Source organism: Tsuneonella deserti (genome assembly GCF_014644315.1).
In the GTDB taxonomy this organism is placed as follows: Bacteria; Pseudomonadota; Alphaproteobacteria; order Sphingomonadales; family Sphingomonadaceae; genus Tsuneonella; species Tsuneonella deserti.
In genome coordinates, this window is sequence record NZ_BMKL01000001.1 from 2,657,419 (window position 1) to 2,670,514 (window position 13,096).

General features: G+C 67.0%; 12 protein-coding genes. 6 read left to right on the forward strand and 6 right to left on the reverse strand.

Translation table 11 applies throughout. The annotated features are described in order from the left end of the window. Nucleotides 1-54: 54 nt before the first annotated feature. The 3 genes from IEW58_RS13170 to IEW58_RS13180 are packed head-to-tail and all read left to right on the forward strand — an operon-like array spanning nucleotide 55 to nucleotide 3,884. Nucleotides 55-1,566 carry a sensor histidine kinase gene (locus tag IEW58_RS13170; RefSeq protein ID WP_188645527.1) on the forward strand — a complete coding sequence of 504 codons (1,512 nt, stop codon included), beginning with the start codon at nucleotides 55-57 and terminating at the stop codon, nucleotides 1,564-1,566. A 42-nt stretch (nucleotides 1,567-1,608) separates the two neighbouring features. Continuing rightward, a complete protein-coding gene (locus IEW58_RS13175) occupies nucleotides 1,609-2,355 on the forward strand; it encodes an ATP-binding cassette domain-containing protein (protein WP_188645528.1) in 747 nt (248 codons plus the stop codon). After that, a complete protein-coding gene (locus IEW58_RS13180; RefSeq protein ID WP_188645529.1) occupies nucleotides 2,352-3,884 on the forward strand; it encodes an ABC transporter permease/substrate-binding protein in 1,533 nt (510 codons plus the stop codon). The genes IEW58_RS13175 and IEW58_RS13180 overlap by 4 nt, the downstream gene beginning before the upstream one ends. On the opposite strand, the gene IEW58_RS13185 is transcribed toward IEW58_RS13180, so the two are convergent. Genes IEW58_RS13185 through lgt form a run of 3 tightly spaced genes read right to left on the reverse strand, consistent with a single transcriptional unit; the run spans nucleotide 3,881 to nucleotide 6,289 of the window. Continuing rightward, nucleotides 3,881-4,303, reverse strand: a complete 423-nt coding sequence (locus IEW58_RS13185) for a DUF2147 domain-containing protein (RefSeq protein ID WP_188645530.1) — start codon at nucleotides 4,301-4,303, stop codon at nucleotides 3,881-3,883. The genes IEW58_RS13180 and IEW58_RS13185 overlap by 4 nt on opposite strands. Nucleotides 4,304-4,316: 13 nt before the next feature. Continuing rightward, nucleotides 4,317-5,378 (reverse strand): class I SAM-dependent methyltransferase, encoded by a 1,062-nt coding sequence (locus IEW58_RS13190; protein WP_188645531.1) that lies wholly within the window; start codon nucleotides 5,376-5,378, stop codon nucleotides 4,317-4,319. Then, the gene (lgt, locus tag IEW58_RS13195) at nucleotides 5,375-6,289 is read right to left on the reverse strand and encodes a prolipoprotein diacylglyceryl transferase (RefSeq protein ID WP_188645532.1); all 915 of its coding nucleotides are present in this window, start codon (nucleotides 6,287-6,289) and stop codon (nucleotides 5,375-5,377) included. Before lgt ends, IEW58_RS13190 begins: the two co-directional genes overlap by 4 nt. A gap of 116 nt (nucleotides 6,290-6,405) precedes the next feature. Here lgt and IEW58_RS13200 point away from each other — a divergent pair, with 116 nt between their 5' ends. Together IEW58_RS13200 and IEW58_RS13205 are read left to right on the forward strand one after the other, a co-directional pair. Continuing rightward, entirely contained in the window at nucleotides 6,406-8,115 is a 1,710-nt protein-coding gene (locus IEW58_RS13200; protein ID WP_188645533.1) for a class I adenylate-forming enzyme family protein, read from the forward strand. Beyond that, nucleotides 8,112-10,871, forward strand: a complete 2,760-nt coding sequence (locus tag IEW58_RS13205) for a [protein-PII] uridylyltransferase (protein WP_188645534.1) — start codon at nucleotides 8,112-8,114, stop codon at nucleotides 10,869-10,871. Before IEW58_RS13200 ends, IEW58_RS13205 begins: the two co-directional genes overlap by 4 nt. Before the next feature lie 45 nt (nucleotides 10,872-10,916). Here the strand turns inward: IEW58_RS13205 and IEW58_RS13210 are convergent, their stop codons facing one another. The 3 genes from IEW58_RS13210 to IEW58_RS13220 form a co-directional block, all read right to left on the reverse strand. After that, nucleotides 10,917-11,411, reverse strand: coding sequence for an SRPBCC family protein (locus IEW58_RS13210; RefSeq protein ID WP_188645535.1), 495 nt, complete (start codon nucleotides 11,409-11,411; stop codon nucleotides 10,917-10,919). Further along, nucleotides 11,389-11,751, reverse strand: a complete 363-nt coding sequence (locus IEW58_RS13215; RefSeq protein WP_188645536.1) for an ArsR/SmtB family transcription factor — start codon at nucleotides 11,749-11,751, stop codon at nucleotides 11,389-11,391. Before IEW58_RS13215 ends, IEW58_RS13210 begins: the two co-directional genes overlap by 23 nt. A 73-nt stretch (nucleotides 11,752-11,824) precedes the next feature. Next, nucleotides 11,825-12,484 (reverse strand): YggS family pyridoxal phosphate-dependent enzyme, encoded by a 660-nt coding sequence (locus tag IEW58_RS13220; protein ID WP_188645537.1) that lies wholly within the window; start codon nucleotides 12,482-12,484, stop codon nucleotides 11,825-11,827. Here IEW58_RS13220 and IEW58_RS13225 point away from each other — a divergent pair. Continuing rightward, nucleotides 12,483-13,058 (forward strand): thiamine phosphate synthase, encoded by a 576-nt coding sequence (locus tag IEW58_RS13225; protein ID WP_229658594.1) that lies wholly within the window; start codon nucleotides 12,483-12,485, stop codon nucleotides 13,056-13,058. The two genes, IEW58_RS13220 and IEW58_RS13225, sit on opposite strands and share 2 nt — an antisense overlap. The last annotated feature ends 38 nt before the right edge of the window (nucleotides 13,059-13,096 follow it).

The following is a 13,096-nucleotide window of genomic DNA, read 5'->3' on the forward strand; positions in this document are numbered from 1 at the left end:
AAACCCTTGAAGATAAGATGTTTTTACTCTATGGTGAGTGCAGGATCGCACCTGATGAGCTCACGCCAAATTTCCCATGGGACTGCTGAGGTCCCCGATGCCGCCGTTGACGGCTCCGTTGACGCGCGCGCCGCCGGCATGGCCTCCTTGCAGTTCGACGGCCTGGGTGACGATGACGAACTGGCCCGGATCACCCGGTTCGCCGCAAAGCTGTGCGATACGCGCCTCGCCATGTTGACGATCATCGAGGATGGGGAACAGCGCATCATCGCCTGCAGCGGCTGCGATCGTGCCGAAGCGCCCAGTCTATCGCGCGCCTGCTCGGAAGCGATGCGCGAGGGACCGTTGGTCATTCCGGACCTGTCCGCTGACCCGCGTTTCGAAGATGGGGCCGGGCCGGATGAGCCGAGCGCCCGGTTCTATGCGGGCGTGCCGCTCGTCTCGAAGGAGCACGTCCCGGTGGGGACCCTGTCCGTTATCGATCCTTCCGCTCGCCCAGGCGGACTGGGGCCCGTCCAGCTGGAAGGCCTCGAGGTGCTCGCGGCCGCTGTCATGCTGCGGGTGGAGGCCCAGCGCACCAGCCGCGCCAGCAGTCTGCGGGCCAGCGAAAGCGCGCGCGCCATGCGCGAGATCGCCGACATGGTCCCCGGCATCGTCTGGTCCGCCGACGGTGATGGCAACTTCGATTACTTCAACAGCCGCTGGGGCCAGATCACCGGCCTAGCGCCCCCCGCCATGGTATCGGAGTGGCGCCCGATGGTGCATCCGGACGATGCCGACCGCACGTTCGACACGTGGACCAAGAGCTTTTCCGAAGGGCGCGCATTCGAGTGCGAATACCGGCTGAAGCAGGCGGACGGGAGCTGGCGCTGGACCCTCGCGCGGGCGCTGCCACTGCAGGATGCGGCTGGCAAAGTGGTGCGATGGCACGGAACGCTGACCGATATTCATGAAGGCCGCCGCCGGTCCGATGACCGGGACCTGCTGGCTCGCGAGTTGTCGCACCGCATCAAGAACATCTTCGCAGTGGTCTCGGGACTCATATCGCTGCGGGCCCGCCGTTCGCCGGAGAACCGGGAATTCGCCCAGGAACTGATCGACACCATCGGCGCGCTCGGCCGGGCGCACGATTTCGTCCGACCGGTGGAAGGGGTGAAGGGGGATAGCCTGCACGGCCTGCTGATCGAGTTGATGGCGCCCTACGCCGACGGGCACGACCGCGTCACTATCGTCGGTGACGATTGCGCCATCGGTCCCCGCGCGGCCACTCCGCTCGCGCTCACTTTTCACGAGCTCGCGACCAATTCCGCCAAGTATGGCGCAATGTCGGTTGACGATGGCTCGATCTCGATCGCACTCGACTGTCCCGAACATGCGGACCAGGCGTTCGTCGTATGGCGTGAGAACGGCGGGCCGGCGGGTGCCGACGCCGGTGAGGAAGGCTTCGGTTCGCGCCTGATCCGCAGTTCGATCGAGGGGCAGCTCGGCGGCCGTATCGAGCGCCGCTTCGCCGAGGAAGGCCTGGAAGTCCGCCTGTCGATCCCCCTTGTCGCGATCCGGCGCTAGCCCACTCGCCAGCCTCGGTCGCGGCCGCTAGGCTGGCGGACGATGCTCGAGTTCGCCCACGTCACGAAGTGCTTTGGCGACCTGCCAGCGGTGGATGACGTCTCGCTGAGCGTGGCGCGGGGCCAGTTCGTCGCCCTGGTGGGGCAGTCGGGCTCGGGCAAGTCCACCCTTCTCAAGATGGTCAACCGGCTGGTCGAGCCTACTATGGGCGAAGTGCTTGTTGGTGGCGCCGGCGTACACACGGAACCCGCGCCCGCGCTGCGGCGGCGGATCGGCTACGTTTTCCAGTCCGTCGGCCTGTTCCCCCACATGGACGTCGCTGCCAACATCGGCATCGGAGCACGCCTGGCCGGGACGCCGCTGACTGGCAAACGCATAGCGGAACTGCTCGATCTGGTCGGGCTGGAAAGGGAACACGCGCGGCGAATGCCCGACGAATTGTCGGGCGGGCAGCGCCAGCGGGTCGGGGTGGCGCGCGCGCTTGCCGCGCAGCCGGAATTGCTCCTGATGGACGAGCCGTTCGGCGCGCTCGATCCGGTTACCCGCGATGCCCTTGGGCGCAGAGTGCGGGAACTGCACGATCGGCTGGGCCTGACCACGGTGATGGTCACGCACGACATGACCGAGGCCCTGCTTCTCGCGGACCGGATCGTGGTGATGGCGGCGGGGCGGCTGGTGGCCGACGAGGCGCCGCGGGCATTGCTGGCGGGCGCGGGCGGCGAAATTGCCCAGGCCCTGGTCGCGGTCCCGCGGGCCCAGGCCGAAGCGCTGGCGGCGATCGGCACGTGAACGAGACGTTTTCGGGGCTGACGACGCTGGGCGACAAGTTCGCGGCCCACGTTGTCCTGTCGGCTGCGGCCCTGGCACTAGGAGTGGCGCTCGGGCTGCCGCTCGCGGTGTGGGCAACCCGCTCGCGAACGGTATCGCGCCTCGCGCTCGGCTTTGCCAGCCTTGTGCAGACGGTGCCTGCCTTGGCCTTGCTGGCGCTGTTCTTCCCCATTCTCCTGTCCTTGCGCGGCGTCTTCGGGGACGGGTTGCCGACGCTGGGATTCCTGCCCGCGTTGCTCGCGCTGGCCCTCTATGCGCTGCTGCCGATCTTGCGCAACGCGATCACCGCGCGAGCGGAAATGGATCCAGGAGTGCTCGAAGCGGCCGACGCGGTCGGCATGACGAAGTGGCAGAAGCTGCGGCTGGTCGAAGCGCCGCTCGCAGCCCCTTTCGTCATGGCCGGTATCCGCACGGCAGCGGTGTGGACCATCGGCGCGGCCACCTTGTCCACGACCGTCGGCCAGCCGGGCCTCGGCGACCCGATCTTTGCCGGCCTGCAGACGCAGAACTGGGCGCTCGTGCTCGCCGGGTGCATCGCCTCGGCCGGGCTGGCGCTGGCAGCGGACTTGCTACTTGGGCTGGTGGAGCGCGGATTGAAGCTGCGCCGGCCCGCGCTTGCCTGGTCCGGCCTGGCACTGGTCGCCACAGGGATTTTGACGGCAATGCTCGCGGGCCGGGCACAGCCGCGCGACACCGTCGTGATCGGCGCCAAGAACTTCTCCGAGCAGTACATCCTGGCCCGCCTGATCGGCGAGCGGCTGCAGGACCAGGGTTACTCGGTGAGCTACCGCCAGGGTCTCGGATCGGCAGTAATCCACCGCGCGCTGACCTCGGGTCAGATCGACGTCTATGTCGATTACTCGGGCACCGTCTGGGCCAACGAGATGAAGCGCGCGGAGCCAGTGAATCGCCGGGAGATGCTGCGGTCGATCTCGCAGTGGGAGCGGAAGTCGAGTGGCACGCTCCTGCTCGGTGCGCTTGGCTTCGAGAACGCTTACGCCTTCGCGATGAAGCAGCAACGCGCGCGGCAGCTCGGCATCGCCTCGCTCGGCGACCTTGCCGCGAAAGGGCGCGACCTTACGCTCGGCGCGGACCTCGAGTTTCTTCGCCGCCCGGAATGGCGCGCGGTGGACGCGGCCTATGGTCTTGGAGCGCTGCGCCAGAAAAGCTTTGCCCCGACTTTCATGTACGATGCGCTGGCGAGCGGGGAGGCGGACGTGATCAGCGCGTTCTCTTCCGATGGCCGCATCGCGGCCGACCGGCTGACCGTGCTGGAGGATCCCAAAGGTGCGCTCCCCGCTTACGATGCAATCCTGCTGGTTGCTCCGCGCAGGGCTGGCGACGAACGCTTCCTTGCGGCACTGGGGCCGCTGGTTGGCGCGATTCCGGTAGCCGCAATGCGAGAGGCGAATTTCATGGTCGACCGGGCCGAGGACAAGCGCTCGCCCGAAGCCGCTGCCCGGTGGCTGGCCGGGCGCCTTTCCCGCTAGTCGGCCCGGCGCCAGACCTGCGTCTGGCAGAACGGCCCGATGCAGCCCTTGACCTCTAGCCTGGAAGCATCGAGGCGGCGGATGATCGAGCGGTAGGATTTGCCAGCCTTGGGATCGTAGATCGTTCCCCGCCAGACCGCGCCATCCTCCCGGAACCCCGACAGGATCGGCAGCCCAAGCAGCTTGCGGCTGCGCAAGCTCGCGTCAGGGTTGTGGACGTCGCGCTGGTCGGCCCCCTGCGGAGGCACGACCAGGAAACGTGCCAGCCGTCCGCAAACCGTCGCGCCGCAGTCGCCGATCCGAACCACCCCGTCCTTTGTAGCCGTGATCCACGATCCGGCGACCGATTCAGCGGCGCTGAGCGGAGCGGCGAAGGCCACGGCGATGGTAAGGGCGATGCTGTGGGCAAGCGTGCGCATGGTCTCGTTCCTATCAGTTTTCCTCGAACCCGACACCTATCGGCCAACCTGGGGCAGCCAGGCCCATGACCTTGAACAGACTTCCCATGTGCTCGCTGGCCACGAGCCGGTCACGGGCCGCGTGAACCGCCGCCCGCTGATGCGGAGCGCGCGCGACCAGCGCCTCAGCCCGCGTCTCTATGCCCAGCGTGCGAAGCCAGTCGCCTTGAGTGACGGTGCCCATCCAGTGCGCTCCGTGCCCCTCCGCGACGCGGGCGAGGGTCCCGAAATCGACGTGCGCGGTCATGTCCGCCTCGCCCGGGGCGCTGAATGGATCGACTTTCCGGTGCTCGCGCACCGCCTGGAAGGTCGATCCGCCGCGCATGTCCGAATGGCCATAGTCGATTATCAGCGCCGCGCCGCCCTGGTTCGCGAGGCGTCCCGCGACCTCTCCAACAATTGCCGCTGCGGCAGGGGAGGTCTCGACTATCGCGCCCTGTCGTGCGGTGCGCCAGTCGGGAGGCACTGCCGCATCCATCGGGGCCGAGCCGGCGACATAGACGAACCTGTCTCCATCGAGGCCGACCATTCTTTCGCGCCAGCCTTCGGCCGCCCGCACCAGTTGGCGGATGGGCAAGGCGTCGAGAAACTCGTTGGCGACGACCAGCAGCGGGCCGCCATCGGGCAAAGTCGCCAGGTCGTCATGGTAACGCGCCTGCGGGATCGCCTCGGCCTGCATCTTCCGGAGCAGGGGAGAAGTCTCCACCAGGTGCACCTGCGGATCGAGGCCATAGCGCTGCATCGTGCGCAGCGCGTCCCTCGCAAGCGTCCCGCGCCCCGGACCAAGCTCGACGTAGTGGACTGGTGCGGCGCGGCCGGCCCGAAGCCACATGTCGGCGAGCCACAGGCCTATCAGCTCTCCGAACATCTGGCTGATCTCGGGCGCGGTCACGAAATCGCCCTCGCGGCCGAACGGATCGGCAGCCGCGTAGTATCGCGCATTCGATTCAGCCATGAACTGCGCCAGGCTGATCGGGCCGGTCTCGCGGATCAGCCGGCGGAAAACGTCCGCCAGCGGCATCGGTGTTCCGCTCATGCCGCCGCGGGCTGCGCCGCCTGCTGGCCCATCGGCGGACGCGCCAGGGCCCGCACGACGACCGCCAGGCCGATGATCATCAGCGGGATCGTGAGCCATTGACCCATCGAGAGGCCGGTCTGCCGGGCAAATTCGGCGAGCTGCGAATCGGGCTCGCGGAAGAATTCGACCGTGAAGCGGGCGAGCGCGATGCCGAAGGTGAAAACGCCCACCAGCAGGCCGGGCCGCCAGCGCGCGCGGGTTTTCCAGAACAGCAACAGCATGATGACGATCAGCAGCGCGCCTTCCAGGGCTGCCTCGTACAGCTGGCTGGGGTGGCGCGGCAGGCCGAGCGGATCGGTCGGGAAGATCATCGCCCACGGCACGTCGGTCGGGCGCCCCCACAGTTCTCCGTTGATGAAATTGGCCAAGCGGCCGAACATCATGCCGAACGGCACGTTGACCGCGATGTAGTCCGCCGTGCGCAGGAAGTTGATCCCCCCGCGCCAGCAAACCCAGGAAATCGCCGCGAGCACGCCAAGCACGCCGCCATGAAAGCTCATTCCGCCGTCCCACAGGCGCAGGAGATCCCAGCTGGGGAACTGGCCTGGGGTGAAGTGAGTGAACATGCTCGGCAGGCCGGTATCGCCGCCGGTGTAGAAGGCCGCGTAACCGAGCCGCCCACCGATGATGATGCCGAGCGTGCAGTAGAAGAACAGGTCGTCGGCATGGCGCTGCGCCATCGGGCTGCCGGGCGCCTTGACCATCTTCGACAGGTGCCAGTAGCCGAGAACGATGCCGGCGAGGTAGGCCAGCGAATAGAACCGCAGCTCGAAGAAGCCGAGATCGATCCCCTTGCGCAGCCCCAGGTCCTCGAACCGGATGGCTTGCGCCGAAGTCTGGGCCGCATCGGCTAGTAGTGACAGCAGCACGTTTGATCCTTACCCTTTGGTCAACCGATCCCCCGGTCGCCGGTCGGCGCGGCTCTTGCCATAGCCCGCCAGCGGATGAAAGCCGCGCGGGAGCCAAGAGAGAGGACCTGCAGCAGATGGCCACCGAGCTGGACAACGCACTCGACCGGATGATGGATACCCTGGTCGCGCCGGGAGGACCGTTCGAGACGGTGCCGTTCGAGCGGTTCGGCACTGAACTCAGGGCGTTCAAGAACGCTCCGCCCAGCCTCGCCCACTATTTCGCGCACTACTGCGCGCAGAACGGCGACAGCGAGTTCCTCATCGATGGCGAGACGCGGCTGAATTACGCGCAGACCTACACGGCGGCCAGGGCCGTCGCCGCCGGCCTGATCGAGCGACACGGAGTGAAGAAGGGCGACCGGGTGGGCATCGCCGCGCGCAATTCGGCGAACTGGATCATCGCTTACATGGGCGCGCTGATGGCAGGCGGCTGCGCGACGCTGCTCAACGGTTTCTGGACGGGCGAGGAACTCGCGTTCGGGGTCGAGCTGGCGGAATGCAAGCTGATCCTGGCCGACGCCCAGCGCGCCGCCCGGCTGGAAGGCACCAACCATCGTGCCCGGGTGATCGTGTTCGGCCACGGCGGCGATCCGGCCGAAGGATTGGCGGAAGTCTGGGGCGATGCCGCCGCGGCCACCTTGCCCGAAGTCGGCCCGGACGACGTGGCGACGATCCTCTACACGTCGGGCTCGACCGGCAGCTCGAAGGGCGCGTGGTGCGATCACCGCTCGGTCGTCCACGGCACGATGAGCTATATCGCCCAGAGCGCGATGGCGGCGTTGCTGATGGCCGAGCGCGGCGAGGAAGTCGGCGCGAGCCAGCCGGTCGCGCTGGTCGCGGTGCCGCTGTTCCACGTCACCGGGGAAGTGCCGCTCCTGCTCCAGAGCTTCGCGATCAACCGCAAGCTGGTGCTGATGCCCAAGTGGGACGCCGTCCACGCGATGCAGCTGATGCAGGACGAGGGCGTCACCTACTTCGTCGGCGTGCCGCTGATGAGCTACGAGATCGCGACGCATCCCGACCATGAAAAATACGACCTGTCGGCGTGCAAGAGCTTCGCCGGAGGTGGTGCTCCGCGTCCGGTCGAGCACGTGGAGAAGATCAAGAACGCATTCCCCGACAGCTTCCCGCTGTTGGGATACGGCCTCACCGAGACGAACGGGGTGGGCTGCGGCAACTTCAACGAGAACTATCTCGCCAAGCCGGGCAGCACCGGGCGCGCGAGCCGGCCTATCATGCAGATTGCCATCATCGACGATGACGGCAATTCGCTGCCGCAGGGTTCGACGGGTGAGGTTGCCTTCCGCTCGGTCGCCAACTTCAACGGCTACTGGAAGAACGACGAGGCAACCCGCGCCGCATTCACCGACGACGGCTGGTTCCGCACCGGCGACCTGGGGTACCTCGACGAGGACGCGTACCTGTTCATCGTCGACCGCAAGAAGGACATCATCATCCGCGGCGGAGAGAACATTTCGTGCATCGAGGTGGAGCAGGAAATCTATGCTCATCCCGATGTCGCGGAATGCTCGGTCTTCGGCTTGCCCGACGAGCGCATGGGCGAGGTCCCGGCGGCGGTCTATGTCACGAAGGACGGGCGCGAGCTCGAGCCGGAAGACCTCCAGGAGTTCCTTGCCGAGCGGCTGGCCAAGTTCAAGGTTCCCCAGCAGATGTGGCACGTGACCGACGCCCTGCCGCGGCTGGGCACCGAGAAGATCGACAAGCGCGCGCTGCGCACCCGCTATACTGAGCTGGCGCAGACGGCGGAGGCCGGGGCGGCTTGAACCAGCTGCGCATCCCCAACCAGCGCGCGGTGATCGACCGCCGCACGGTGGCGGGGAAGATAGCCGCACTCGCGGCGAACGGGCCGTCGGCTGCCCGCTCCGCCATCGTGGCCGAACTGAAAGCGGCGCTGGAGAACGGCCGCGCCGAACTCGACCGGCGGCTGATCGAGCGCCCTTCGGCCGGACACGAGATCACCGGCGGCCACGCGTTCCTGATCGACCAGCTGGTGCGCACGATCCACGACCACGTGGTTGCCGACGTCTATCCAGCGGGCAACCGCTCGACCGGCGAGCGCCTCGCGCTGATGGCGGTGGGCGGCTACGGCCGTTCGGAAATGGCGCCGCACTCGGACGTCGACATCGCCTTCATCCACCCGACCCGCCACGCGCCGTGGTGCGAGCAGGTGATCGAGGCGATCCTCTATTTCCTGTGGGACCTCGGCCTCAAGGTCGGTCACTCCAGCCGCTCGATGGACGAGATGATCCGGCTTGCCCGGGCAGACCTCACTATCCGCACCGCCCTGCTCGAGGGACGGTTCGTGTGGGGAGACCGCCCGCTCTACGACGAGGCGACGCGACGCTTTACCGACGAGGTGGTAAAAGGGACCGAAAAGCAATTCGTTTCCGAAAAGCTCGAGGAACGCAACGCGCGGCACAAGCGGATGGGGGACAGCCGCTACGTCGTCGAGCCCAACGTAAAGGATGGCAAGGGCGGCCTGCGCGACCTCCAGACGCTCTACTGGATCGGGAAATATATCTACAAGGTGCGCACCGCGTCCGAGCTCGTCGAGGTCGGGCTGTTCACCGCGGCCGAGTACCGCAGCTTCCGCCGCGCGGAGGCGTTCATGCTGGCGGTCCGCTGCCACCTCCACACGGTGACCGGAAGGGCGGAGGATCGCCTGACATTCGACTTGCAGCGCGCGGTCGCCGCGCGAATGAATTTCGCCGACCGGCCGGGAAAGAGCGCGGTTGAGCGGTTCATGCAGTTCTACTTCCTCCAGGCCAAGCGCGTCGGATCCCTGACCGGGGTATTCCTCGCGCACATCGACGAGCAGTTCGACCGCAGCCGCGCGCGGCGGGGCTTCCTCGCCAGCTTCACCCCGCGAGCGCGGAGCCTGAAGGGTTATCGGGTATTCGGGGGACGCATCGCCGCTCCGTCGGATGACTGGTTTCGCAAGGACCCGGTGCGCCTGATCGAGCTGTTCCAGCTTGCCGAAGCGAACGAGCTCGAAATCCACCCGGAGACGATGCGCCAGGCGGCCCGCGATGCTGGCCTGCTCAAAGGGGAAGTCCGCGAGGATCCCCGCGCAAATGCCATTTTCCTTGAGGTCCTCGCCGGTCGCAACGACCCTGAGGGCGTGCTGCGCTGGATGAACGAAGCCGGCGTGTTCGGCCGCTTCGTGCCAGATTTCGCGCGGGTCAACGCGCAGATGCAGTTCGACATGTACCACCACTACACGGTGGACGAGCACACCATCCGCGCGATCGGGCTCCTCAACAAGATCGAGAAGGGGGAGCTTGCCGGCGATCATCCGCGCTCGACCCGGTTGATCCACGAGGTCGCGAGCCGCCGCGCGGCCTATGTCGCAGCGTTGTTGCACGATATCGCCAAGGGGCGCGGAGGCGATCACTCCGTGCTCGGCGGCGAAGTGGCCGAACAGCTCTGCCCGCGCTTCGGGCTCGACGAGGGCGAGACCGCGCTCGTCGCCTGGCTTGTGCGCCAGCACCTCCTGATGAGCCGCACCGCCTTCAAGCGCGACCTGACCGATCCAAAGACCATCGAGGATTTCGTCGCGCAGGTTCAAGGGCTCGAGCGGCTGCGCCATCTCATGTTGCTGACCGCGGTGGATATCCGGGCGGTGGGCCCGGGAACCTGGAATTCGTGGAAAGGGCAGCTGCTCGGCGAACTCTACGATGCGGCGGAGGAGCGCCTGCGGCTCGGCCACATGAGGCAGGGCCGCGGCCAGCGCGTCGCGGCCAAGAAGGCGGCGGTCGCCGCGAGGCTTGGCGAGAGGGCGGGCTTGCTGGACCGGTTCGCCGAACGCTTCGACGATGCCTACTGGATCGCCGAGCCGGAAGACATCGTCGCGCTCAACCTGCTGCAGTACGCCGCGAGCGAGGAGGACGACGAACACCTGTCGGTCCATTGCGAGGTCTACCCCGCGCGCGGCGCCACCCTGGTGACGGTAATCGCCGCCGACCACCCGGGCCTGTTCTATCGGATCGCCGGCGGCATTCACCTGGCCGGCGCCAACATCATCGACGCGCGCATCCACACCACGCGCACGGGCTGGGCGGTGGACAATTTCCTAGTGCAGGATCCGCACGGGGCGCCCTTCAGCGAGCCCGCCCAGATAAAGCGGATCGAACAATCGATCGGCGATGCGCTCGCCAATCGCCGCGCGCTGGTGCCGGAGCTTGCACGCCGCCCCCTTCCGCACAGCCGCGCGCGCGCCTTCGAGGTGCGCCCGGTGGTGTCGTTCGACAACCAGGCCTCTGGTCGCTTCACGGTGATCGAGGTGAACGCGCGCGACCGGGCCGCGCTCCTGAACCGCCTAGCCCGCGCGCTGTTCGAAAGCCGGCTGGTGGTGTTCAGCGCGCACATCACCAACTACGGCGAACGCGCGGCGGACACGTTCTACGTAACGGACCTGACAGGGGGCAAGGTCACCTCCCCCACCCGCCTCAAGACCATCGAGGCGGCGCTGCTGGATGCGGCGAGCGATGAACGGCAGGCCGAACTGGAGAGCGCCTGACGCTCGTACGAACACGTGCGCCGCTCATCGCCATGTGCGCATCGATCATACGGACCGGGCCAGCATTTCCTCAAGCTGGTCGAGCTGGGTGGGCAGCCCGGCGGCCGCCCCCGTGATCGCCTCGTCCAGAGCCTCCTTCGATGGATAGAGCTCATGAAAAGTAAGCAAGGTTTTGCCGCCGTGGTCCTCGAGGACGACGGTCGTCACCGCGCCATCCTCTTCTTCCTCGTTGGTCCAGACGATGCGTTCACCGGGGACCACCTCCAGATACTTTCCATGAAAGGTCATGGTGTTCCCTCCCGCGGCGAAGTCGAGCCGGTAAGTGCCTCCGGTGCGGACGTCCATTTGGCAATTCTGAAGGACCATTCCAGCGCCCTTGGGCACCCACCATCGCCGGAACAAATCGGGATCCGCCCAGGCTTTGAAAACCGTTGCCGGAGGCGCATCGAACAGGCGCGTCACCTCAAGCTCCCGGTCCGACTTTCTGTTCACCGTGGTGCGGCTGCGCTGCCCGGTGTCACTGCTCGCCTGCTGGTCCATCGTCTTTCTCCTGCTGCATCTCGAAAATCAGCCTGTCGAGCGCGTCGAAGCGCGCTTCGAACAGCTTGCGGTATGCCTCGATCCACTCGGCTTCGGCCTTGAGCTCCCTGCGGCCGAGACTGCAGGTCCGGACACGCCCCACTTTCCGTGTTTCGACGAGGCCCGCCTTTTCAAGCACAGAAATGTGCTTCTTCATGCCGGTCAGGGTCATCTCGAACCTGTGGGCGAGCGAAGTGATCGACGCATCGGCCCGGCCGAGCTGCTGGAGCAGACTACGGCGCGTGGCGTCAGCCAGGGCCGCGAACGCCAGATCGCCAGAGGAAAGGTTATACTGAACCATTTAGTTCAGTATAACCCGCAAACGAACTGCGGCAAGGGCTGAGTGGCCCTGGCGACTGCGGCGCTTGCCGGATTTAGGGACGTTCTCCGAACAGGGCGCTGCCGACCCGAACTTGGGTCGCGCCCAGCATGATCGCGGTCTCGTAGTCGCCGCTCATGCCCATGCTGCGCCCCTCTAGGCCGTTGTCGCGGGCGAGCTTGTCGAGGAAGGCGAAAAACGGCGCGGGCTCGATCCCCGCCGGGGGCACGCACATCAGGCCGATCACCGGGATGTCGGCTTCGCGAGCCTGCGCGAGCAGCTCGGGCAGCTGCTTGACCGCGCACCCGCCCTTTTGCGGCTCCTCGCCGACATCGACCTGGACGAAGCACGGCACCTGTCGCCCGACCTTGTCGAACGCCTTCGCGAGCGCGGATACCAGGCTCGGGCGGTCGAGCGAGTGGATGCAGTCGAACAGGCGCACGGCCTCCTCCGCCTTGTTCGACTGGAGCTGTCCGACGAGATGCAGCGCAACGTCCGGATAGCGCTCACGCAGGGACGGCCACTTCGCCTGTGCTTCCTGCACGCGGTTCTCGCCGAACACCCGCTGGCCCGCATCGAGCAGCGGGAGGATCGCATCCTCGCCGCGGGTCTTGCTGACCGCGACCAGCGACACCTCGGCAGGATCGCGCCGCGCGATCCTGCAGGCGTGCTCAACGCGGCGGTGGACTTCCTCCAGGGGCAAGGCTGCATTCATGGCGGGCGTGCGCTATAGCGACAGTATGGGAACGCGCCAGTCATTGCCGAACCTGTGGCTCCTCTCCGACGCCCGCAACGACGAATTGCTGCCCCGCGCCTTGCGCGCCCTGCCGCCCGGGTCGGCGTTCGTTTTCCGCCACTACCACCTCGATCCCCGCAGCAGGCGGGCGCGCTATGACGAACTGTTGCCGCTGGTGCGCGACGGCGGTCATCTCCTGATCCTGTCGGGCAGCGACGACCAGGCGCGGGCATGGGGAGCGGATGGCTCCTACGGCCCGCCCGAAGCGGTGGGCGACGCGCCCGAGCTGCTGCGTATCGTGACCGTCCATGACGCGAACGAGATCGCCCATGCCAATGCGGCGGGCGCCGATGCGGCAATGATCTCCCCGGTGTTCGCCACCCGCACTCATCCCGACATCCCCCCACTCGGGCCGGAGAAGTTCCATGCCCTCGCGGCCTTGGCCGAAATGCCGGTCATCGCGCTGGGCGGCATGACCTTTGAGCGGGCGAAGGAGCTCGGCTGGTCGCGCTGGGCGGCGATCGACGGTCTGGCGCTCAAACAGCACTCTTAGGGATTTCTTGACGCCGGAGTCCCGCGCCTGCGATAATG

What these genes read in the sequence shown, in the direction of transcription:
- IEW58_RS13170 (WP_188645527.1), top strand. Translation starts at nt 55, where the DNA reads ATGAGCTCACGCCAAATTTCCCATGGGACTGCTGAGGTCCCCGATGCC.
- IEW58_RS13175 (WP_188645528.1), top strand. Translation starts at nt 1,609, where the DNA reads ATGCTCGAGTTCGCCCACGTCACGAAGTGCTTTGGCGACCTGCCAGCG.
- IEW58_RS13185 (WP_188645530.1), bottom strand. Translation starts at nt 4,303, where the DNA reads ATGCGCACGCTTGCCCACAGCATCGCCCTTACCATCGCCGTGGCCTTC.
- IEW58_RS13190 (WP_188645531.1), bottom strand. Translation starts at nt 5,378, where the DNA reads ATGAGCGGAACACCGATGCCGCTGGCGGACGTTTTCCGCCGGCTGATC.
- IEW58_RS13200 (WP_188645533.1), top strand. Translation starts at nt 6,406, where the DNA reads ATGGCCACCGAGCTGGACAACGCACTCGACCGGATGATGGATACCCTG.
- IEW58_RS13210 (WP_188645535.1), bottom strand. Translation starts at nt 11,411, where the DNA reads ATGGACCAGCAGGCGAGCAGTGACACCGGGCAGCGCAGCCGCACCACG.
- IEW58_RS13215 (WP_188645536.1), bottom strand. Translation starts at nt 11,751, where the DNA reads ATGGTTCAGTATAACCTTTCCTCTGGCGATCTGGCGTTCGCGGCCCTG.
- IEW58_RS13225 (WP_229658594.1), top strand. Translation starts at nt 12,483, where the DNA reads ATGGCGGGCGTGCGCTATAGCGACAGTATGGGAACGCGCCAGTCATTG.
- IEW58_RS13220 (WP_188645537.1), bottom strand. Translation starts at nt 12,484, where the DNA reads ATGAATGCAGCCTTGCCCCTGGAGGAAGTCCACCGCCGCGTTGAGCAC.